This is a genomic window from Microbacterium rhizomatis (genome assembly GCF_008710745.1).
GTDB classification, from domain to species: Bacteria; Actinomycetota; Actinomycetes; order Actinomycetales; family Microbacteriaceae; genus Microbacterium; species Microbacterium rhizomatis.
The window spans coordinates 33,161-54,749 of sequence record NZ_VYSA01000001.1 but is presented as its reverse complement, the minus strand read 5'-3'; the positions used below and the strand labels follow the sequence as shown (position 1 = coordinate 54,749).

The window sequence follows — 21,589 nt, the reverse complement described above, 5'->3', positions numbered from 1 at the left end:
TGCCGGGCTCAGTCCCAGTCGAGATACTCCTCGATGATGAACGCGGTCTGGATCGGGTGCGTCAGGGGGAAGTCGTGACCCGCCCCGTCGAGGTTCTTGACGCTCGCGCGCTCGGGAGCTGTCGCCTGCAGACGCTCGCCGTGGGACGGGGGCGTGACCTCGTCGTCGGAACCCTGGATGATCAGCACCGGAACGAGCGGCGCCAGCGCGACCTGGTCCTCCTCGACCCCGAGCAGCAACAGGCCGTTGGACCGGTCGGTGTGGGCGGCGACGAACGCACCGGCGACGTTCCTCCCGCCGCGATAGCCGCCGATCCAGGTGTGCGCGAGACCGAGGTGGTCCAGGACGGCGACCACGTCGTCGACCCGCGCATCCACGTCCGTCGAATCACCGCGTGACCCGATGCGCACGACGTGGAACCCCGCCTCTTCCACGAGGTAGTGCGAGATGACGCTCAGGCCGTCGCCGCCCAGGTCGCCGTCGGACAGGAGCACGAGCGATACAGGCCCCTCGCCCTCCACGGCGAACGGCACGCTGCGGCCTTCGGGCTCGAAGATCTGAGTGTCGGTCATATCGGGAGTCCTCTCGATGCGGGTCAGTTGTTGAAGCGGAACTCCACGACATCGCCGTCGCGCATCACATAGTCCTTGCCCTCGAGGCGCGCCTTGCCTCGCGAGCGGGCCTCGACGATCGAGCCGGCGTCGATCAGGTCGTCGAACGAGATCACCTCGGCCTTGATGAACCCCTTCTCGAAGTCCGTGTGGATGACACCGGCCGCCTGCGGCGCCTTCCAGCCCTTGCCGATCGTCCACGCGCGCGCCTCTTTCGGCCCCGCGGTGAGATAGGTCTGGAGCCCGAGCGTGTCGAAGCCGATCCGGGCGAGCTGGTCGAGGCCTGATTCGTCCTGACCGGTCGAGGCGAGCAGCTCCGCCGCGTCCTCCGGGTCGAGGTCGATCAGCTCGGACTCGATCTTGGCGTCGAGGAACACCGCGTGCGCGGGGGCGACGAGCGCTTCGAGCGATGCCTTGGCCGCAGCATCCGTCAACACCGCCTCGTCGACGTTGAAGACGTAGATGTAGGGCTTGGCGGTCAGCAGTCCGAGCTCTCGGATCGCACCGAGCTCGATATCGGATTGCGAGAGGAGCGTGCCGCGCTCCAGCGCGTCTTTCGCGGCGACCGCTGCCTCGAGCACCGACGGGTCGGTCTTCTTGCCCTTCACCTCTTTCTCGATGCGCGGGATCGCGCGCTCGAGCGTCTGAAGGTCGGCGAGCATCAGTTCCGCATTGATCGTCTCGAGATCGTTCTTCGGATTGACGCCGCCCTCGACGTGCACGACGTCGTCATCGGTGAACCCGCGCACGACCTGCGCGATCGCGTCGGCCTCGCGGATGTTGGCGAGGAACTGGTTGCCCAGCCCTTCACCTTCGCTCGCGCCGCGGACGATGCCGGCGATGTCGACGAACGACACGGTCGCGGGCAGGATGCGCTCCGAGTGGAACACCGCGGCGAGCTTCGTCAGACGCGGGTCGGGCAGGTTCACGACCCCGACGTTCGGCTCGATCGTGGCGAACGGGTAGTTCGCCGCGAGCACGTCGTTCTTGGTGAGCGCGTTGAAGAGGGTGGACTTGCCGACGTTGGGCAGGCCGACGATGGCTATCGATAACTGTGACATGACGCGAACGAGCCTACCGGCGTCGTGAGCGGCCACCCGCGACGCGTAGTGATCGCCGGTCAGCACGACGCGTTCACCTGGTCGCCGCGACACCTCACTATGCTCCCCGGCCATGAACCGACTCGCCTCGCTCAGCATCGTGCCCCTCGTCGCCCTCGCGCGCCCGGACTATCTGCGCAACGTCGACGAACTCGCTGCGTGCGCGAGCAGCCCACAGCGCTCTCCCGCGGAGCGCGCCTATCTCGACGGGACTTTTGCGGCCGTCAGCGAAGCTGGCCTGGACGGCGGCGATGAGGAGACATTCCTCGAGTTTGGCCGCACCGTGTGCGACGACTGGTCATCCAACTATCCAGACAACACGCGCGAGCAGAACGTGCTCGGCTCGCAGGCGACAGTGAGACTATCCCAGCCCGACGAAGCCAAGGCATCGGTCAGCGTCGCAGCCGTCGCGCTCGCATCGCAGTACCTCTGCCCCGAGTAGCACCAACAACGAAAGACCCGCTCCACCGACCCCCGGGGGGCCAGTGGAGCGGGGTTCGTCGCCGGAGGGTCAGTACGTGAATGCGGGCATGGTGGAACATTGACACCCACTCGGCGCGGATCGTGTCCGCGGCCGACCGGCTGCCGCCCATGAGTTGCAGGAACATCACCCCGTCGCCCTGGATCTGGCATCGCCATTTCTCGGCGGTCCATTCGGCGGCTAGATACTCCCTGGCAACCAGACGGTCACCTGCTGCGTGCGACGCACAGATAACTTGTGGGAATGCCAGTCGACGGCAGTTTCGACACGCTGACTCTGTCGGCTCGGTCGGCGATCTCCTTCGCCGTCATGATTGCCGATACGAGAGAAGGAACTGCGACTCCCGCAGACTTGGTCGTCGGGATCGCCCTCGAATCAGGTTCCACCGGATACCAGTTCCTTCACCAATTTCCGCGATTGATTCAGGCCATCGATACGCGCGGCGCGCACGTACGACCTCAAGCGCCGCGGAGTCCTTTCGCGACTCCCGAACTGGTGTCGCATATCCGGCGCGCCTTGGAGGTCGCACGCGTGGCAGGGGGGCCACCAGGTACCGGCCATCTGCTCTACTCGATGGCGGAAACTCATCCCGGTACGCAGCGACTCATCCGATCCGCCGGAGTCTCAGTTCGCAGGTTCCGTCGGCAGCTTTGGGCAGTTCTCATCGACCCGACACCACCGCTCGAGACGCCGACGAACATGGTAGAGATCACTTCCGAGGCCGTGCTTCCAGGCGGCGTCCCGATCGTGTGGGATCTCGTCACGGGGTTCGAGGTGGATCGCGATGTATTCCCCGGCGACTACGCGTTCGACGTCCACCTGATCGCCGGGCCCGAGGCGGGTGTGGGTCGCCGTACCCGTGCAACCCATCCGAACGGCCTCGCCCTCGACGCCGAGGTCGTCTTCTACGAGAAGCATTCGCGGTTCGTCGAGCAATCGCGTATCGGCGGAGCGATCTGGTGCACAAGCGAGATTTCGTTACTCGCGCTGGAAAATCGGACCCGCGTCACCATAATCGAGCACTTGCGTCTCGAAACCGGCAATGTGATTGCAATCGCTGCGGAGCGACAGCACTTTGTCATGTTCCGTGATTGGTACCTCTCGCGGCTTCAAGAGATGCTGGAGGGAGGATGGCCCGACTCAGTGGCACTCCCCCAAACCCCCATGCCGGCACAGGTGAAGCCCACCTCCTAGGTTCATCCGTCGCCGGCTGCGCATGCAAGTTCGGCGACCCGCGGACGCCTTGGTGCCCAGCCACCGTCGACCAATGACACAAGGGCCGCTCCACCCCGCCCCCTGAGGGCCAGTGGTGCGAGTCGGTCGTGAAGGATCGTCAGTAGCTGAATGCGGGCATGGTCGGGAACATCGATACCCATTCGGCGCGGATCGTGTCTGCGGCCGAACGGCTCCCGCCCATGAGTTGCAGGAACGTGGCCCCGTCGCCGTGGATCTGACATCGCCATTGCTCAGCGATCCACTCGGCGACGTTGGTAGCTCCGTAGAGTGCGGACGGGATGCTCGGGCTCACGGTTTGCCAGGTGGCGGCGAACGGTGCGCGATGCCGCAGCGCTGAATTCGGCGCCCACGGTTCGCCTCGGAATCGGTGAAACGTGGTGTCGATGTGGTGCCCGAACTCGTGCACGAGCGTCAGCGTGACGGGCTGATCGGATCGCACCGCGACCCGTTTACTCGTCATGTGCAGATCCGTTGCCTGCCCTGTCTCATACAGTGCGCCATACGACGCTGAGAACCCGGGCCACCGACCCTCGCCTGTCACGAGCCAATCGACCGACCCGACCCTGTACCCGAACCGCACCAGGTCGCCCGACTCGTCGATCAGTGACGAAATGAACTCTTGCCGGATCACGAGCGGGATCCGCGCGAATTCGGCTTCCCACTGCGACAGCGACCATGTCGCCCCCGCCTCGGCGTACTGCACGGGGAACACCGGTGATGGGACCGGCACACGCGAGCCCGGTGTGCTCTGCACGATCATCACGTGTACTCCCAGACCGCCTGCACGACAGCATTACCGGGCCGCGTCGCGCCGGCCCCGGGAACAGCGCTGATGTCGACCGAGAGAAGCTGACTCGCGGGGATCACCGCGGGGTCGAACGCCTGCACAGTCGCCACCCGACTACCCGCGGCGACGGTCACGGCGCCCACCTGTGACCCGTTCGCGAGCAACGCGGCTGTCACCGACCCGCCACCTGTCCCGAGTATGCCCAGCGTGATAGTCAGGCTCATTAGCCGGATCTCAGCGGGCGGCGACGGCACGTAGAACGCTCCGCTTCCGACGACCAGCGTTCCCGCGAACGCGAACGACTCCGACTGCGGCCCGCCCCCACCGCCACCCGGGATCAGGCCCGGGTCGATCTTCCGCGTCGTGGGATCTACGAGCGCGACGATTCTTTCGGTCATTGGTCACGCCCTCCTAGTCAGTCGCCGCGATGATTGCGGCGTTCGTGGTGGCCGAATCAACAGTGTTCGTGAACACCGCCCGGTACCGAGTGAATGTGCCAGCAGCGCGCACGGTGAACGTGTACGACGTCGAATTGGCTCCCGCGATGTCCGCCCATGTCGTGCCGCCGTTCGTCGATACCTGCCACTGCACCGAAGGCGTAGGCGATCCGGTCGCCGCAGCTGTCAGCGTCCACTCGTCGCCCGAGAGAACAGAGCCCGAAGCCGGATGCAATGTGATCACCGGAGCGCCCGAACCGCTCGAGGACACGGTCACAGAAGCAGCCGTCGTCGGCACACTTCCGCCCGCGTTGGTGAACACCGCGCGGAACAGCACCCCGCTGTCACCCACCGACAGAAGCGGCGTGACGTACACCGCCGACGTCGCGCCCGCGACGTCGTTCCATGTCGTGCCGCCGTTCGTCGACTTCTGCCACTGCACGCTCGGCGTCGGCGACCCGGTCGCCGCCGCGTTGAACGTCGCCGCAGCACCCGCGCTCACGCTCGCCGGGACCGGCTGCACAGTCACGACCGGTGCGACGACCGGTGCCGGCGCGCCGATGGTCAGGATCCCAGCCCCCGGGATCGTCGGGTGGTCGATGAGCGTCACATCCTCGGGGGGATTCTCGGCAAGGTAGGCGGCGACCGAGGCGGCGACCGAGGCGGCGACCTGATCCGGGGTCACTGAAGGATGCTCGAGCATGTAGGCCGCGACCACACTCGACACAGCCTGCGTGAATGACGGTGTCGGCACGGTCGGTTCCAGCGTCCGCGGGTCCACATCCTCGAGCGCCGACGCGGCCACCTCGCCCGAGGTGTCCGTCACCAGAATCCACCGCTCCGGCTCCCCCTCGACCCCGTCAGCGAACACGTGCCAGGCGCCCGGCGACAGCGACACGACAGCGACCCCAGCGACGAGCGGAACAGCGAACTCCTCTGTTGTCCGCACCCGCCCTGCACCACGCACCGCGACCGGCAAAGACAGTCGCAGCTGCGCCGAGGCGGGCGCATCCACCCCCGACGCGGTCGGCACCGTGTACTCGAATCTCACGTCAGGCATTTCGTCCCCTTCGTTGTGTCATGTGACCGTGAGCGTCGCCGCGCCGGTCCAGTCGTCGCCGGTCGCGTTCGTCACGTTGCACCGGTATTGCTTGCCCGAGTCTGCGGGCACGGTTGCGGGGGTCGTGTACGTCGCCGACGTCGCACCCGCGATATCGACCCACCCAGATCCGCCCGGCACGAGCACCTGCCACCGGTACCCCGCCGCGCCGGTCGCCGCCACCGTGAAAGCCGCGGTCGACCCGGCCGACACCGAACGGTCGGCCGGCCCCGACGTGACGCGCGGTATTGCTCCCGGGATCTGCCGCAGCCCATAGACCCCGGTCATTCCGTTCTCGACGGCCCGGTCAATCGTGAGCTTGATCGCGGTGATACGCGCCACGAACCCGGGCACGCGGCCCCGCCAATCCGTCACCCGCACAGGGTCGCCGATCTGCCACCGCGGATCCGCGGGCACGGTCACATCGGCGATCTGCGCGCGGGGCTGCGCCGTGTCGGCGAGCATCGCGTCGAGGAACGCCCGCGCAGGCACGGCATCCTGCCTCCAAACGCTGTCGGAGAATTGGTGCAACCGGATCCCCCACGACCCCACTCCGCCCGCGTTCGACCGGTCCACGACCTCGTCAAGCGCGTTCGACGGGTCGTAGGTGTACCCGTTGATCCAGAACCCCGGATCCCCTGCCTTGAGTCCGAACTGCGTCCCTGCCGATACGAAATCAGCGGGCCACGCGGCGTAAAGCTGGAAGGCGCTGTCGTTGCGGAACGTGACTCGCCACGACTTGATACCCACGTTGGTGATCCACGCCGTCACCTGCCCGCCCGTGTACCGAGACAGGCCGTTCTCGCCGTAACAGAGCACCATCCCGACCGGCACATTCAGCGCCGCCCCGGTCGCCGTGATGATCGCCACCTGCTGCCCGTCGACCACGTTCGGCTGCGATGCCGACACGATCACCGACGACGTGCCGACCGGGACCGAGAGCACCGAATCCGCGATCAGCGACGGCACGACATCGACCGTGCCACGACCCGAGTCGACACCGACGACCCGTTTCACCTTCGCTGTCGCCCGAGTAAAGACGCTGTCCATCGACACCGATGCGTGAATGTCGTCGATCAGGTCGATGCCCCACGTCGCGACAGGCGACGTGTTCGCCGCGAGATCCGCCCGCGACTTGAAGAAGAATCGACCCGCCTCTGAGAACCCGACCATGCCGAGCTCGGCCTGAGCGATCTCCTGCAACACCTCCCACGATGCGCGCCCGTCAACATCGGGGATGCTCATGAGATCGAGAGCACCAGTCGATAGATCAGCATCCGGCGTGAACGTCATAATCGACGGCGTCGGCACCGCGTTGTACGCGCCCGCGTTCCAGTGCGCGGCGACACCCTGCATCGCACCCGGCGACCAGATCACACAGTCGATGTCGGTCGTCGGGAGCGCGCCCGCCCACACTGACGTCGTCGACAGGACCGATACCCCGTCGACCCACACCTGCACATAGGCGCGGGGAACGACCTCGAAGGCGACGTGATGCCACCCGTTCGCGATCGATGCGGACGCGACAACGGAAGACGTCGAGGGATCCGGGCGCCACACGACGCTCAGGGAACCCGACGCGACCTCGAGCGTCACGGCTGCACCCACGTAGGACTGGATCCTCAGAAGCTCCTGCGACATGCCAGAGGCGAACAGCACGAAAGCCTCGACCATCGTCACGGATCCGGAGAACGCACGTCGAGTCGCGAAGTACCCGCGGATGATCTCGGCTGACGAATCCGGCATCGACCCGAATCGACCAGGGACGAGCCACGGCGACGTCACGTTCGACTGGCCGAGAGGGGCCGTCCATCCGACATCCGCGAGCCAGCCGCCCACCCCGGGCACGGACAGTTCACACCCGGCGCGCGGTGCCGGCGTCATCCGGATACCGTTCGTGTGCAGGATCGATGTCACGACAGCCTGCGTGTTCGTCGGATGCCGGAACGCTGCGCCAGTCGCCGATCGACGCCCGTAGCTTCCATACGGGCGTAACAGAACGGGAGCGGTCAGGCGTTCGCTCGAGTCCCGCGCAGTCAGCGTCAGCGCACCTGATCCTTCCGACGCATCGAGATCGGCGACACGCCCCGTGAACACGGGAACCTTGATCCCGCCGTACCCGGCCTTCACGCTCGACGCGGAATTGAGCCATGCCTCGGCATCTCGCATCGGCGACGGCGCACCGGGCGCGTACGCGTCACCCTCGATCGTGAGCGTCGTCGACACACTCCCGACAACATCGGACGCCTCCTCGGGGAGCTCGCCCGACATCTGCCGGTCAACCGTGATCCGCTCACCCCAACCGGTCGCCGCGGCGACGTCGACACCCGACGTCGCCGCGGCAGCCTCCACCGTGAGCGTGTCGATCGAACGTGCCGCGATCGCCGCATCGAATCCAACCGGTGCCGTCTGCATTGCTACCTCCGCTTGCGAGCCGCGCGAATGACCGCCTCGAGAATGGTCCGCCCGTCGATCGAGAAATTCACCGGCACGACGACGTCACCGCCTCCACCCAGCCCGTAATCGCCAGCCCGCGACAGCGGTACGACTGCCTCGGGACCAGCCTCACCGATCAGGGCCAGCGTCGGGCCGAGCGCGATCCCACCCGCCGCGAGCGCGGGAACGACGATCTGTGGAAAGCTGACCCGCTGCCCTCCGATGAACGGCACCCACCCGGGAACCTCGAAGTTGATCGCGCCAACCGTGTTGTTCCACAGCCACGCGAACGCGGTCGCGACCCCGTGACCGATCTGCATGATGCCGTTTCCGGCGAACTCGAACGCTGACCCGATCGCGTCGGGGATCCCGCCGAAGAAGTCCGAGATCTGACGCCCGCCGTTCTCGAAGGCACCCATCAGGTTTGACCACGCCTCACCGATCCACTTCGTGACGCCGTCCCAGTTCTGCCACAGCCAGATCCCCGCGGCCACGAGCAGACCGATCGCGGCGATGATCGCGATGATGATCCATGTCACCGGGGAGGCAAGCCACGCGACATTGTTCGCGGTCTGCGCAGCCGTGTTCGCGATCGTCGCCGCGGTGCCGAAGATCGTCGCACCGCGGAACAGCGACAGCAGTCCCGTGACGCCCGCGAGCAGTGACCCGGCCTGCGCGATGCCGGGGCCGAACGCCATTGCTCCGGCCGTGAGCTCGCCGAGAGGCCCACCCGCCTCGACCATTGAGCGCATCCAACCCTCGACGCCGCGTTTCATGGTGTCGATTCGGTTCTGCGCCGTGTCGTTGAGGGTGTCGCCCATAGCCTTCGTTGCGCCGTCGACATCGCCGAGCCCGCCCGTGACGCCATGCAGCGAACCGAGGAACTTCGGGATTCCGTCGACCCCGAGATCCTCGAGCGGTGTCCCAAAGAGGGTGATTGCGGCGTTCGCCCGGGTAGCCGGGTCGTCGATCCGCTCGAGGCCGAGCACGATCGTATTGAACGCGTCGGCCGATACCTCGCCGCCCGCCAGCAGCATGTTCGCGTACTCCTGCGAATTGAGACCCAGCATGTCGTACACGCCCTGCGTCGCGGACGACATATCGGTCGCCCGGATCGCGAACTCCTTGATCGCGTCGCCGGTCTTGTCGATCCCGTACATGCCTTTCTGCGACGCGGCGACCAGCATCGACATCGACTGCTCGCCGCTGATGCCCATCTGATTGAACATGCCGCCGTATTCGTCGACTGCGTCGAGGAGATCCCCGCGCAGTTCCTTCGGCACTTTCTGCATCGACAGGGTGAGCAGATCGAGCGCCTGCCCAGCGTCGACCGCGAGGCCCTGCGTCACCATCTGCCCGGCGATCTGAGCCGATCGACCCACGTCCTGCTCGAACGCCTTCGAGAAGTTGATGACGTCGGCCGTCATCGCCTGGATATCTGGGGCGCTTGCGTTCCGCATTCCGCCGATCGAGCTCACCACGGACTCGACCGCCTCGGAGATGTCCGACGCCTCGCCGTAGTTCTGCGCGAACAGATCCCCCGACACCTTGCCCATGCGGGCCGATTCCTCGGCGGTCAGACCGAGGCTCGCCGACACCTTCGCGTTGGACGCGCCCGAGTCGAGAGCGCCGCCGATGACGTCAGCGACACCCGCCGCACCCCACGCCGCCGCCACGGCCGACGCAGCGCCCTTCGCGGACTTCTCGAAGCTGTCCCAGCCCTTGTCGGCGTCGGAGTTGTCGACTACCAGATTGAGAATGAAATCCTTCGCCGAACCGGCCACGTCTTACCTCCTAGCTCGGCGGACCTCGTCCGCGTATTCCTTCTCTCGTGCGATCTGCTCGTCGCACGAAAGTGCGTACGACACCCACAAGTCGTAGGGCAGATCGCCCACGTTGAAAGGCGTTATCCCCGGCCAGTACTGCGCGTGACTGATCGTGAGGATGCGATTCCGAACCTGCTCGGCGACGCTGCCCTCGGTCGCCTCGAGCCGACCTACTCGGGGGTCGACGCCTCCACGTCGGCCGCGTCGTCCGCGGCCGTTTCGGCCTGCGGAGGGTTTGCGTCTTCCTTACCCTCGCCCTCGGGTTCCGGGTCGGGCAGGTACTCCCCGAGATCCTCGAGCGGCCCGTCAATCAGGTCATCCCACTTCACGCGAAATCCCGCGTTGTGCTGCGTGAGGAATGACAAGATTACGTTGCCGAGAATGTCAGCCTCTTCGACCGCTTCCCGGATGCTCGAGATCTCTTTGATGCCCGACTGCCGCTGAAGCTCGATGATGTCGGACACCCGCGCCTTGCTGAGCGGCTTTGCGACCAGTTCGCGACCGCCGACTTTGAGAGTCGCCATGACTCCCCCTCTCTGTGATTGTGGGCCGCTCACTCGAGCGGGATCTGCTTGAATGCCTGGTCTGCGATGTCGTCGATGCGCCGCACCATCCCGGCCGCACCGCGGTACGCCGGTCCCCAGAAGTACGGCTGTCCCTGCTGGTACACGAACTCGTCGCGGCCGAACACGCGGTGCCGGAACTTCTTGGACTGCCAGAACGCGGACCCGTTCTCACGGGCGCCGGTCGTCTGCACGCGAACCTCGGTGCGGGTCTTGCCGAGCACGACGCGCGTGCGCAGCCCGGCCTTGATTCCCTTACGCAGCCCGGTCGACCGGCCGCTCGAGCGCACATCCTGCTCGCGATATGCGTTCAGGGTGCGAAGCCCGAGCTTGCCCGTCTTCTTGTTGCGTCGGATCACGACTCGTTTCCCCGCGGCCCGGATGCCGCGGGGCAACGGCCCGTCGAGGATCGCCGACTGTTCGGCGATTACCTCGTCGCCAGTGGTGCGCAGCAGCTTTCGCGTCCCGCGCATGAGCGCCGGGCTGAACTCCTTGACTGCGTCGAGCCGTTTCCGCAGCTTGTCCTGATCTACGGCGAGATCCGCCGTCACCCTGTGCTGCACGACCCGACCCGCCTACGGCGTCGTGTCCGCAGTGCGGTACACGATGAAGATCGGCTGCGACGCGGTGCCGTTGTCGAACGCCTCGAAGTCGATCGACTGCGTGATCACGTCACCACCGTTCGACGTCGGCACCTCGCCCTTGAGCTTGATCGCTGGCATCGCGATCTGAAGCACGTTCGACCCGCTCGTGAATGTCAGGATGAGAACGAGCGGCGTCTGAGCGAGGTACGCATCACGCAGCACATTGTCGGTGTACTCAGCGGTGATCTTTCCCGTGATCTCGGGCTTGCCGAGCACGGGTGGGCGCGAGCGCAGCCCTGCACCGCCGAGGTTCCATCCCTTCTTGTCGAGGTTGCGTGCCACCTTCAAGGAGAAGTCGGAGATGTTCACGGCGGGGATCGCGTCGCCCACGGCGAGTGTCGTCGCCCCCGGCTCCGTGAGCGACCCGCCAACCTGGATCGAGCCGTGCACGAACGAGAACAGGGTGTCGTCAGACGGGTACGACGCCGCCGTCGCACCCGTCGTCAGCATCTTGAGGATCGTTGCCGACAGCTTCACCGAAAGGTACGCGCCCTCTTTCGCGCTGATCTCGAGCGAATCGAACACGCATCCCCGGAACGTGTGCACGTTCGAAGCCCCGCCCCCGATCGGCGGTAGCGCTTCCTGGATCGCGTACGACGCGACAGGGTCAGTCGTCGAAAGGGTGTGCACCTGCTGGTACAGCCCGGTCGAAACGAGCGTGTTAGTGACGGCTCCCATCACGGCGTTCAGCAGGAACCCGAGCCCGCGCGTCGGAGCATCGAGCTCGATGTCGGTCGACCCCTCGAATCCGGAGATCGACTGCCGCGACGTCCGGGCGACACCCTTCGTGGGCCGCAGCCCCGAGCCTTTGATGGTCTTGACGTCGTACTTTGCTTTGGCCTCAGACTCGAAGAATCGAGTAACCGCGGAGGGGCTCCCGTACGTCGTCTCTTTGCCCATGCCCACCGAGAAATCAAGCTGCTGCGTCATTCGCCCGCTCCCTTCTTGCGCGTCTTCGACTGATCCGGCTCGGCGATCGCGACCGGTTCGACGGCCTCGCCATCCGACATGTACGCGTCCCACTCGGCCACCACGGCGGGGGGTACCTCGACACCCTCGAACGTGCCGACCTGCCCGACGAACATGCTCGCCAGTTCGTCAGGCACCTCGAACTCCTCGCCGGACTTGACGCCCCTCAGACCCAGCACGTCGATGTCGAGCGCGCCGAGCGGGCTCACATTCTTGAACTTCGCCATATCCCCTTTGTCCCCTTCTCTATGCGGCCCGCACGCGATGCGCGCAGATGAATGTCGCGGCGATCTCCACCTGAAAGCCGCCGTCGATCTCGGCGCCCACCCAGTCGGCAGACCCCGGCAGGCACCATGCGACGACGCCGCCCAGTTCCGTGTTCTCGCCTGCCGACACGTACGTCGAGATGAGGCGCAACAGGTCGTCAGCCCGCGTGAATGCGGCGACGACGGCGGCCTCGGTGTGCCCCGGCTTGAATGCGCCGACGTTCAATGTGAGCGTTATCGTCTCGTCACGCTGCCGTCGCGGGCCGACCGTCTTCGGGTCGACGTCGACCCCGATCGTTTCGCCCATCGCGACCCAGTCGTTATGCCCCGGCTGACCGAGGAACCCGGCGTCGATGTCGACCTTCGTCTCGTCGGCGAGCGCGGCCCGCACAGCGGCGAGCAACCCCGCCCGGGCCGTGTATGCCGCGGTCGACGCGCTGATCGTGCTCACGGCGTCTCAACCGGGTAGAGCCGATCAGGGTAGTCAGCGAGCATCCCAGCGACCACGCGCGGGAGATCCACACCGCCGACACCCTCGCTCGGATCGATCTCGTCACCAGTCTGACGACCGGTGCGGTTCGTCCGCTTGTCCTGGGTCCACCACAGTTTCGCGAGCTTGCGCGCCGCGAGCAGGAAAACGACGGGAACTTTCCCGTCGACCTCGTGTCGGGTCGGCTCAGAGCGACGCCCCGTCTTCTTGTCGATGCGTTCGCACGCGGCCGACATGTACAGCGTGAGCTCGCCGGCATCATCCTGCCCGACCTGATAGTCGAGCGCCTTCCGCAGATCCGCAGCGCCCAACGGCCAATTCGATGCCATGCGATCCCCCTCCTTGAAACGCCGAGAGGGGCCACCACCCGAATAGGTGCGGCCCCTCTCGGCGAATCCGTTGCTACTTCTCGTCGGCGGGCAGCTTCGCGTACCCGTTCGCGATGTACAGCGCGGCCTCGTCGGCGGGCAGCACGATCGACTCGCCGGGCGCGGGCCACGGCTCACCGTCGCGCAGGCCCGAGATGCCGATGACCATCACGACAGTCACGCCCTCGGGCTCGACCGCCTCGACCTCGGCTGCGGCGGCATCCGACGCGGCCGACGCCTCGGCCGCGGCCTTCGCCTCGGCCTCGAGCGCGGCGGCATCCGCCACCTTCGCGGGGGTCATGCCGCGTTCCCGATGAAGTGCTTGACCGCCGACGGGTCCATGAGACGACCATCCGCGCGGAGCACACCACGGAACGCGGTCTGGTCCGAGCCGAACAGTGCCTGGTCGGAACGCTCGACACGCACGCCACCGACGACGCGCACCCAGTAGCGGGAGAAGTCGCCGTAGAACATCGACTTCGCACCGAGCCCGGTCGACGCGACGAACGGGTCGCGGAACACGGGCGCGCCGAGCAGCTGCGCGGGCGCTCCGGTCTGACCGTTCGGCTCCCACAGGTAGCGACCCGAGCCGTCCTTCAGCTTGCGGATACCCGCAACCGCGGAGTTGGACGCAACCCAAGCCGCGTTCGCCTGGTACGGCGCGAGCACCGATTCCTGAAGGTCAATCAGGTTGTCCCACGACGGCGCACCCGCGACCCCGGCCCCACCGGTCACACCGAGAGTCGTGACCGTCGCGATACCCGCGGGCTGCGCCGTTCCCGTTCCGGTCACGAGATCCTGACCGAGCAGGACGGCGATGTTCTCGCCGACGAGCCGGGTCGCGAAACCCTCGATGTCGAACAGCGCATCCAGAATGAGCTCGTTCGAGATCCCGACGTACTCGCCGTACTTCTTGGTGCCGAACGCGATCTGCCCGAAGGTCGGGTCGGTGCCACCGATCTGCGTTCCCTCGGTCGCCGCCGCCGCGGCACCGAACGACGTGAGACGCGGGAGCGTGACCGACTCACCCTTCTCCGTGACGAACACGTAAGCACCCGCCGCGTAGATCCCGGAGAACTGCCGCAGGGGCTCGATGAGCCGCGCGAGGAACGATGCCCCCACCGCGTTCCCACCCGCCGACGCGGTGCCCACGGAGAGCGCCCGGGACTCCGAGAACGAGCGCACCTCCTCAGGCGTCGGGACGTACTCGAGGCCCCGCTCCTCGCCGCCGAGGATCTTGCGGATGTTCTGCGCGAAGTCGGCGAGATCGGCCGCGGGGCCGAACGCCGAACGGTTCCCGAGCAGCTCGCCCGCGAACTGCATCGCCCGCTGCTCGAGATCACGCTGCTGCACGAGCAGCGTGATCCGGTCGTCGAAGCTGTCGAAGTCGCGCGTCAGACGCTCGAACTTCTCGTGCTCCTCACCGGTCAGCGCGCGCTCGGCGGCGATGTCGGCGAGCGGCTTACCCTCCGTCTCCCACGCCCGCTTCTGCTCCTCGGCGAGGGACTTGATTCGTTCCTGGATGCTGGTCATCCGGATCTCCTTTCTCAGATCCCGCGCTTGCGGGGTCGGTTCACGAGCGCGGGATGCGTCTCGCGAGTCATGGTTGCCGCGGCCGATCGGACCGTGGCTTCCCGCTCACCGGGCTCAGCCGGTGCGGGGGAAAGGGATGCGCGCGCGGCCTCGAGATCGAACGCGCGCTGCATCTGCGCGGACGCGCCCCAGTAGGCCGGATCGGCGACGGGCGCGACGTCGTGGAGCGTTGCGCGCAGCACCGTGCGGATGAACCGGCCGTCTGCGTCCTCGCGGTAGTCCGCCTCGAGCGCCGAGAACGCGAACGATGCGAATACGTAATCGCCGCGCTCAGCGAGCTCGGCGACGTCGCGGCCGGCGTTCGTGTTCGGCAAATCGATCTCGAACCGCAGACCGATGTCGTCGATGAACAGCCGCAGTGTTCCCGCGTTCGTCGTACCGAGCAGCAGTCGGCTGTCGTGCTCAGCGCGAGCGATCACCCGCGTGTGCAGTTTCAGGTCGAGCGCGCCGCCTTCGATCGGCGCGCCGAACGCGCCAGGCGCGATCTCCTCGAACCACCCGCCGAGATCCCGCGAGATCTGATCGAACACGGCTGCGTAGCCGCCCAAAATCCCAGGGCTCGACGAGCCTTCCGGCGCGGCGCGGAACTCGACCGGCCGGTCGATGACGCGCCGTTCGATAACTGCTCCTGACATGGTCATGCCCCCTCTGTGATGGATGTCGAGATCGACTGAGCGAGCGATTCCGACTCGCTCTTGGTCGTCGCGTAGTGCTTCTGCCAGTCGTCGATCTCGTCAGTCGTGAGCCCTCGCCGACCGAGATCGCGGCGTGCTTCGGGCAGCGTGATCGTGCCGTTTCGTAGCTGCTCCGTATATGCGCGCATGAACTCGAGCAGCGACGGCCGCTCGAGACGCGATAGGTCGTACGTCACTTCCTGGTCGGGCTTGAGGATGTCTGTCTGCGCGGCCTCTGCGCGCCCCGAGATCCCGCCGAGCGTCTCGATCCGGAACGACCTCTGATCCATCTCGAGATTCGAGTACGTGCGCGATGACCCCGACTTACCGCCGACCTTTTCGGGCGGCACCCCGTAGATGATCGCGATCTCGGTCGCCGACGCCTCGATCGTCTGCAGGAACTGCGCCTGCTCGGGCGGGATCATGATCGGCTTGTAGTCCCACTCGCCCGGGAGAGCGACCGGCTTACCCTCGCTCGCCGCACGAATGAAGTCGTCGCGGGCCTCAGCGAGGTTCTGCCCGCCCTTCGCCCCCTTGGCTTGGAGAATGGCGGGCGGCATCGCCGACTGTTTGAACCATCGGCGCCCGTACTGCCGGGCGAGATCCGCCCACTCGAACGACGCCGCGAATTCCTCGATCGGCGACAGCCCCTCGACTGAACCGGCGCGCGTCTGCTCCCGCACGTGCAGCAGGATCCCGCCCTGCTTTACCAGCGTCACCTCGCGCCCGAGCAGCCGATAGATCGGGAGCAACGGATTCGAGTCGTCGACTGTCACGAAGTCTTTCGGGATCCACTGGCAGTACCGACGTGCGGAGTCGACCACGGCGTAGGCGTTCCCGCGCGACTTGAGCTCGGTCACCATCTGGATTTTCGAATCCCAGCGGCTCATCGTCGGGGACGGGTCAGAGAGGATGAGCGGTGTCGCCACCGGCTCGCGCTCCCCCTTGCGCGTCTCGGTCACTGTGACCGTCGACTGCGCCCATTGATCCGCGATATACCGAATCGCCGCGTACGCCGCCGCCTGCCGGCGCGCAGCACCACGCCCGAGCGATTGCCACGACGGCCCCCACACATCCTCGGCCGACAGATCGCGAGTCTCGGGGCGCGAAAACACGCTCATCGCCGCCACCGCCGAGGGATCGCCGGGTACACGACCAGCAGAAGCGCCAGGCCCGCGGCGATCAGACCGGCCGACAGCGACCACAGGCCGATGCCCACCACTATCAGCAACATCCCCACGACCTCGAGCACGTCCTGCCACTCGGCGGCGAGGAACGCGACGACGGCCACGAAAGCCGCCGCGACCACCTCGAGCGGCTTCCTACGTTCGGTCATGACGCCTCCTTCTTGATTCCGTTCGCGTTGCGGAACGCGGCGACCGGGTCGTATGCGAGATCCGGGAACAACGTCGCGAGCATCTGCCGCGCGTATGTCACCGTGACCAGCGCCGAGATAGGGCGCATTGACTTGCTTCGGGTCCACCGCCACCCGTCGCCGAACTTCTGCACCGCGGCCTCTTTCAGCGCGTCGGTGATCTCGTCCTGCCCGGTGTGCCGTACCGCACGGGTCACGACCGCGTCGAGCAGGCCAGGACCGGCCGCAGCTATGTCGGTATCCGCCATAAGCCGCGCGTCGATGCCGTGCTCTCGCAGCTTCGGAATCAGGAACCCGGCCGTCTTGAGCTCGACGTACACGGGGCCGTCAGCCTCTTTGACGAGAGCGAGGATGCCGGGAAGGTCGGCGCCCGCGTGCCCGTCGATAATCCAGTCGCCCTCGGGGTCGTCATAGTCGATGACGCGCGGCGCGTCGGCGAGCACCTCGAGATGAATCGCGCCGTCGTCGCGAGCGGCGGCAACACCGATCGATGCCCACGCCGAGTCGGGTGAAATGTCGATCACGTACACGACCTCGGGCCGCGTCGCCGCCGAATCTGGATCGGCGACCGCCTCCCACCGGGCCTTCGGGATCTTCCACTCGACCGACAGATCGTCAGACCACCAGTTCAGATACGGGCGGAAGAATCCGTCTTTCAGGTTCTCGCGCTCCGAGATGACGTTCGCGATTGTCTGCGTGAACCCGAGCGCAGGCATGCAACCCCAGTACGTCATCGGGTCGTCCGGGTCGGCGTCAAGGGGGGCCGAGTATTCGATGAACAGCGACCGATACCGGCCGTCGTTCAGCAGCCGAGGGTCGGCGCGGAGTAGCTCGGTGCGGGCGTGGCCCTGCTCCCGTTTGTTGAACAGGAACGGCGACTTCCGCGCGGAGTACCCGGCCGTCGAGATCCACAGTCGTTGCGCGTCGGGTACCGCGATCATCGCGGGTGAGATCGCCTGCTCGAGCCGGTCATCCTTCTGAGCGAACAACTCGTCACCGATGCCGAGCCCGAGCGTCGAACCATGCCCAGCCGATTCGGTCGCCGCGTCAATCGACCACTTCGACCCGTTCCTGAACAGCATGTGATGATTGCCGTTCGTCGCCCGGAGCGTCGTCCCACTGCGGGACGGCTGCAACAGCTTCCCGATCGGCGATCGCTTGATCCGGTAGTGCTGCTCCTCTTGCAGCTTCTCGAGCGCCTTCGCGTATGTCTGCGCGATATACAAGATGTACTGCCGCTCGGGCCACATGAGCGCCCGATGCACACCCCACGGGATGATGATCGTCGTCTTACCCGACTGCCTCGGGATGATGATGACAATCTCGCGGTACCAGAGCAGCCCGAACGAATCGACCTCGAACGCCGTGTCGAGAATCTCCCGCTGCCACGGCATCGGCTCCTGACCGAGCACGCGCATAACTCCGACGACCTCAGCCCCGCGCGTCTCTCGTGCAGGGTTACGCGGCGTTGCCCACCGCGGAACCGTCTCCACCCCGGGCGGCATCCCGGATCGCGTCCATGACTGCGGCGGCATCGTTGGCGCCCCCGTCTCCCTCAGCGTCAGCGAGCGCGAATCGCATAGCCTCGATCGCCGGCTTGATGCTGCGAGCGTTGGTGTTCGGGTCGTCGAGGATGCGGGCGGCGGTGAACACCATCGCGAACCGCGTCGCCTCCGCGTCTCCGTTCGGCTCCCCCAGCTGCGCCCGCACTGCCGACTCGACCGGCCCGTCGACAACGACCCGATACCCCGCGTCGCGAATCCAACCCGCGGCGAGCACCGATGCGGTCGCAGCGTCGCCCCTCGCCGCCCACAGCGCCTCCTCGATCAGCTGCGCAAGAGCATCGCCGGCATCTGGTCGGCGCGCCGTGGTCGCTCTAGAATCTGTAGGGCGCGGAGGGGATGTAGGGCGCGCCCGCTCCGGGGGCTCGACAGCGGGCGCCCTCCCCTCCCGCTTAGCTTTCGCTGCTCGATACTTCGCGGTGTCATCGGCCTTCCACTTCCGGCACTTGTCGCACCCGCATTTAGCGCGGTATCTCGCACGAGTACCGTGCGGCGGGAGCGGCTTCTTGTCGGACACGCGCCCTCCGCTCTCCGCCTCTCTGAGCGGTCAGGAATCGACCACGTGCCACGGCGCGGCCGACACCCGTATCTACCGCCAGCGCGGCACGTGCGCCCTACACGGCCCTACATCGAACGAACGAACCGGGGAGAGAGATATTTTGGTGACCCGCGGGTGAAGAGGGGTGGGGGGCCCGCAAAAAATGTGTTGATCCCGCCCGGGCGGTCAGGTGCCACGTCGACCCGCGTTCGCCCACCTCGACGAGCGGACGCCGCGCGGGATGGACGGCGGTCGATCGCGGCGGGCCGAGTTGCAGCATTGGTGAGCAGGCCGAAGATTGGACAGGTCCCACGTGCCACCCTTCGAAGCTGGCACCACGTGGTCGAGGGACGGGCCGAGCCGATGCCTGCCACCGAGATCATGGCGGATCGGGCCGAGGGTGCCACGGCACAGCCAACACACCGACTCGGGCGGGCACACGATCGCCAACAGACGCGCGTACTCACCCGGGCTCAGCTTCTCGGCATGATGAGGCACCCCGGCCCCCGTTCGAATTTCAGCCCCTCGACAGGCCGTTCACCCTGAGAGAGTAGAGTCTGCGCGCACTAACCCGACTGTGCGAAGGGGAACACCATGTCAGAAGACAAGGTCGCCGATGAGGCGAAAGCGATCGTCGAGATAACCGAACGCCTGCGCGAGCGGTTCCCCGACGCCTCGCCTCAGAGCGTGGCCGACGCAGTCGAGGCCGCACGAGCGTCATTCAGCGAATCCAAGGTCCGCGACTTCATACCCGTCCTCATCGAACGAGATGCCAAGCAACGCCTCAAAGCCGCCCGCAGTCAGTAGCGATCTCGACTCATCCGCTCAACGCGAGACACCGCGACCTCGGGCTGCTGCACACTCACCGCGACAGGGGACGGCACGATGCGCGGTGTGTCCGGGATCACAGCGAACGTGACAGCGCCCGCGAGCGCCGCGCTCAGACCCGGCCCGGCCAGGCCCACGTACCCGGACCGTCGCCCTCAGGACGCGACGTCACCCACAGGGTGCGCGGACCATCGAGGAACACCTGACCGTTCACGCCGACCGACCAGACGCGGACGATCAGCATCGGGAGCACGTCGCCCACGCGATGCTGATTCGTGTGCGGGTCGAGCTCCCCGATCGCCGCAGCATCCTGCGCCGTCAGCGTGTAGAGCACGACGCGGCCCGGAGTCGCCTCGCGGTGGGCCGATATCGCCTCGTCGCCCCGCAGGTACCTCTCGAACTCTTTCGCTGCCTCGACGTACGTCGTGTTCCCCCGCTCATTGTGCGGGGTCTCGATCGCCATAGCCAGCGCGAGCTTCCGGATCTCGAGCGGGCTCACGACGTCGCCCCGATGAAGCGAACCCGGTCCCCCGGGTACTCCGACGTGACCGTGTACGGGCCGAGCGCGTCGAGGATCTCGCGCGTGAGCGGCACGGTCGACAGAATTAGGTCGAATCGTGTGCCGCGGAATGACAGCAGATCCGCGAAGACATCAAGGATGTCGACGCGGCCGATATTCAGGTCAGTGATCGGTCGCAGCGACTCGAGCGGTGCGACCTCTGGCGCGTACACACCGACCGCCCAGCCGCGCACGGCGAGATCCGCTGACAGCGTGGCCGCATCGGCGTCGGCGAGCTTTGGCGCGATCACGTAGCCGTATTTCTCGGCGACGGACGCGAGCACCGCATGACGATCGGCCTGAGCAGGAACGATCGACGAGCCAGCGTCTGCGATCGTGCCGACGTTCATCATCTGCACAGCGGCGACCAGGATCGACGCGACGGCGGTAGCAACCTGCACGATGACGCCCGATGTCTCCGGGGTGAACAAGTTGAACGCGACACCCGCGCCACCGATCGCCAGGCCTAGCGCGTACACCACACCTCGGCCCGTCTCATTGAGCCACGTGTACCAGTCGGACGGACGCAGCAGCGCGAGGCCGATCAGGCCCTGCGCGGCGAGCAGTAGCGATGCGACGAGCGCCGCCAACGCCGTACCCTGATCCGCGGTCGTCGCCCCCAGCATCACCAGCACAGTGATGATCGACGCGACGAACGCCTGAATCGCGGCCCGTCGCGTCTCAGTGAACCAGCCCGCCAGACGGGCGAAGAAGTCTCGCATGATGTCCCCTCTCGAATCGTTACCGGGGCAGGCCGTCAGGCCACTCCGGGAGCGGCACACCGTGCGCCGCCATGTGGTCGCGCTGCACGCCGAGGAACGCGCGGTAGCCGCGGTTCTCCGTCTCGAGGCGATCGAGTCGCTTGTCGGTCGCGTCGCGATACCGGCCGAGCTCCTCCTGCAACTGATCGATCAGCGCGTTATCGGCCGTCGACTTGTTCGCCTCGGCCTGGATGGATGCGGCACGCTTCTGCGTGCGCGACGACAGCAGGTGACCGAGCACAGCCCCGAGCGCGGTCAGCGCCACACCCGACAGCGTCAGAACCGCGATCAGCACAGGCTCAGACACCCGATCACCCCCAGATGCTCAGGCACACCTGAATGAACAGGGGAGCGAATGCGAGACACAGTGCGATGCCCGCGGCGAT

General features: G+C 66.5%; 27 protein-coding genes. 3 read left to right on the top strand and 24 right to left on the bottom strand.

Features of this window, described 5'->3' with window-relative positions; translation table 11 throughout:
* Positions 1–8: 8 nt before the first annotated feature.
* Positions 9–572, bottom strand: coding sequence for an alpha/beta fold hydrolase (locus F6B43_RS00340; protein ID WP_150446998.1), 564 nt, complete (start codon positions 570–572; stop codon positions 9–11).
* Positions 573–595: 23 nt separating this feature from the next.
* Complete coding sequence (gene ychF / locus F6B43_RS00335; RefSeq protein ID WP_150446997.1) at positions 596–1,672, bottom strand: redox-regulated ATPase YchF; 1,077 nt, start codon at positions 1,670–1,672, stop codon at positions 596–598.
* A 112-nt stretch (positions 1,673–1,784) separates the two neighbouring features.
* Here ychF and F6B43_RS00330 point away from each other — a divergent pair, with 112 nt between their 5' ends.
* Both F6B43_RS00330 and F6B43_RS00325 read left to right on the top strand, forming a co-directional pair.
* Positions 1,785–2,153, top strand: coding sequence for a DUF732 domain-containing protein (locus tag F6B43_RS00330; RefSeq protein WP_150446996.1), 369 nt, complete (start codon positions 1,785–1,787; stop codon positions 2,151–2,153).
* Positions 2,154–2,435: 282 nt separating this feature from the next.
* Positions 2,436–3,386 (top strand): hypothetical protein, encoded by a 951-nt coding sequence (locus F6B43_RS00325; protein ID WP_150446995.1) that lies wholly within the window; start codon positions 2,436–2,438, stop codon positions 3,384–3,386.
* 139 nt (positions 3,387–3,525) lie between these two features.
* Here F6B43_RS00325 and F6B43_RS00320 read toward each other — a convergent pair whose 3' ends face one another.
* The 19 genes from F6B43_RS00320 to F6B43_RS20080 form a co-directional block, all read right to left on the bottom strand.
* Positions 3,526–4,191, bottom strand: a complete 666-nt coding sequence (locus tag F6B43_RS00320) for a hypothetical protein (protein WP_150446994.1) — start codon at positions 4,189–4,191, stop codon at positions 3,526–3,528.
* Positions 4,188–4,613 (bottom strand): hypothetical protein, encoded by a 426-nt coding sequence (locus F6B43_RS00315; protein WP_150446993.1) that lies wholly within the window; start codon positions 4,611–4,613, stop codon positions 4,188–4,190. The genes F6B43_RS00320 and F6B43_RS00315 overlap by 4 nt, the downstream gene beginning before the upstream one ends.
* A gap of 13 nt (positions 4,614–4,626) precedes the next feature.
* Entirely contained in the window at positions 4,627–5,712 is a 1,086-nt protein-coding gene (locus F6B43_RS00310; RefSeq protein ID WP_150446992.1) for an immunoglobulin domain-containing protein, read from the bottom strand.
* 18 nt (positions 5,713–5,730) lie between these two features.
* A complete protein-coding gene (locus F6B43_RS00305) occupies positions 5,731–8,166 on the bottom strand; it encodes an immunoglobulin domain-containing protein (protein WP_150446991.1) in 2,436 nt (811 codons plus the stop codon).
* Positions 8,167–8,168: 2 nt separating this feature from the next.
* Positions 8,169–9,971, bottom strand: a complete 1,803-nt coding sequence (locus tag F6B43_RS00300) for a phage tail tape measure protein (RefSeq protein ID WP_150446990.1) — start codon at positions 9,969–9,971, stop codon at positions 8,169–8,171.
* Between the two features lie 212 nt (positions 9,972–10,183).
* A complete protein-coding gene (locus F6B43_RS00295; protein ID WP_150446989.1) occupies positions 10,184–10,537 on the bottom strand; it encodes a hypothetical protein in 354 nt (117 codons plus the stop codon).
* A 29-nt stretch (positions 10,538–10,566) separates the two neighbouring features.
* Positions 10,567–11,139 (bottom strand): hypothetical protein, encoded by a 573-nt coding sequence (locus F6B43_RS00290; RefSeq protein WP_150446988.1) that lies wholly within the window; start codon positions 11,137–11,139, stop codon positions 10,567–10,569.
* Between the two features lie 12 nt (positions 11,140–11,151).
* A complete protein-coding gene (locus tag F6B43_RS00285; RefSeq protein ID WP_150446987.1) occupies positions 11,152–12,150 on the bottom strand; it encodes a phage tail tube protein in 999 nt (332 codons plus the stop codon).
* Positions 12,147–12,416, bottom strand: coding sequence for a hypothetical protein (locus tag F6B43_RS00280; protein WP_150446986.1), 270 nt, complete (start codon positions 12,414–12,416; stop codon positions 12,147–12,149). Before F6B43_RS00280 ends, F6B43_RS00285 begins: the two co-directional genes overlap by 4 nt.
* A gap of 19 nt (positions 12,417–12,435) precedes the next feature.
* Entirely contained in the window at positions 12,436–12,906 is a 471-nt protein-coding gene (locus F6B43_RS00275; RefSeq protein WP_150446985.1) for a hypothetical protein, read from the bottom strand.
* The gene (locus tag F6B43_RS00270) at positions 12,903–13,274 is read right to left on the bottom strand and encodes a head-tail connector protein (RefSeq protein WP_150446984.1); all 372 of its coding nucleotides are present in this window, start codon (positions 13,272–13,274) and stop codon (positions 12,903–12,905) included. The genes F6B43_RS00275 and F6B43_RS00270 overlap by 4 nt, the downstream gene beginning before the upstream one ends.
* 73 nt (positions 13,275–13,347) lie before the next feature.
* Entirely contained in the window at positions 13,348–13,614 is a 267-nt protein-coding gene (locus tag F6B43_RS00265) for a hypothetical protein (protein ID WP_150446983.1), read from the bottom strand.
* The gene (locus F6B43_RS00260; RefSeq protein ID WP_150446982.1) at positions 13,611–14,846 is read right to left on the bottom strand and encodes a phage major capsid protein; all 1,236 of its coding nucleotides are present in this window, start codon (positions 14,844–14,846) and stop codon (positions 13,611–13,613) included. Before F6B43_RS00260 ends, F6B43_RS00265 begins: the two co-directional genes overlap by 4 nt.
* A gap of 14 nt (positions 14,847–14,860) precedes the next feature.
* Positions 14,861–15,541, bottom strand: a complete 681-nt coding sequence (locus F6B43_RS00255; protein ID WP_170285521.1) for an HK97 family phage prohead protease — start codon at positions 15,539–15,541, stop codon at positions 14,861–14,863.
* A 2-nt stretch (positions 15,542–15,543) separates the two neighbouring features.
* A complete protein-coding gene (locus tag F6B43_RS00250; protein WP_150446980.1) occupies positions 15,544–16,701 on the bottom strand; it encodes a phage portal protein in 1,158 nt (385 codons plus the stop codon).
* Positions 16,698–16,916 (bottom strand): hypothetical protein, encoded by a 219-nt coding sequence (locus F6B43_RS00245; RefSeq protein WP_150446979.1) that lies wholly within the window; start codon positions 16,914–16,916, stop codon positions 16,698–16,700. Before F6B43_RS00245 ends, F6B43_RS00250 begins: the two co-directional genes overlap by 4 nt.
* A complete protein-coding gene (locus F6B43_RS00240) occupies positions 16,913–18,367 on the bottom strand; it encodes a terminase large subunit domain-containing protein (RefSeq protein WP_170285520.1) in 1,455 nt (484 codons plus the stop codon). Before F6B43_RS00240 ends, F6B43_RS00245 begins: the two co-directional genes overlap by 4 nt.
* Before the next feature lie 46 nt (positions 18,368–18,413).
* The gene (locus F6B43_RS00235; protein WP_150446977.1) at positions 18,414–18,734 is read right to left on the bottom strand and encodes a hypothetical protein; all 321 of its coding nucleotides are present in this window, start codon (positions 18,732–18,734) and stop codon (positions 18,414–18,416) included.
* 507 nt (positions 18,735–19,241) lie between these two features.
* The gene (locus tag F6B43_RS20080; protein ID WP_425486809.1) at positions 19,242–19,391 is read right to left on the bottom strand and encodes a hypothetical protein; all 150 of its coding nucleotides are present in this window, start codon (positions 19,389–19,391) and stop codon (positions 19,242–19,244) included.
* 258 nt (positions 19,392–19,649) lie between these two features.
* On the opposite strand from F6B43_RS20080, the gene F6B43_RS00225 reads away from it, so the two are divergent.
* Positions 19,650–19,862, top strand: coding sequence for a three-helix bundle dimerization domain-containing protein (locus F6B43_RS00225; RefSeq protein ID WP_150446976.1), 213 nt, complete (start codon positions 19,650–19,652; stop codon positions 19,860–19,862).
* Positions 19,863–19,995: 133 nt separating this feature from the next.
* Here F6B43_RS00225 and F6B43_RS00220 read toward each other — a convergent pair whose 3' ends face one another.
* Genes F6B43_RS00220 through F6B43_RS00210 form a run of 3 tightly spaced genes read right to left on the bottom strand, consistent with a single transcriptional unit; the run spans position 19,996 to position 21,510 of the window.
* Positions 19,996–20,382, bottom strand: a complete 387-nt coding sequence (locus F6B43_RS00220; protein WP_211367967.1) for a hypothetical protein — start codon at positions 20,380–20,382, stop codon at positions 19,996–19,998.
* Complete coding sequence (locus tag F6B43_RS00215; RefSeq protein ID WP_150446975.1) at positions 20,379–21,164, bottom strand: hypothetical protein; 786 nt, start codon at positions 21,162–21,164, stop codon at positions 20,379–20,381. Before F6B43_RS00215 ends, F6B43_RS00220 begins: the two co-directional genes overlap by 4 nt.
* A gap of 19 nt (positions 21,165–21,183) precedes the next feature.
* Positions 21,184–21,510: a hypothetical protein gene (locus F6B43_RS00210; protein ID WP_150446974.1), complete on the bottom strand. Its 327-nt coding sequence runs from the start codon at positions 21,508–21,510 to the stop codon at positions 21,184–21,186.
* Positions 21,511–21,589: the final 79 nt, after the last annotated feature.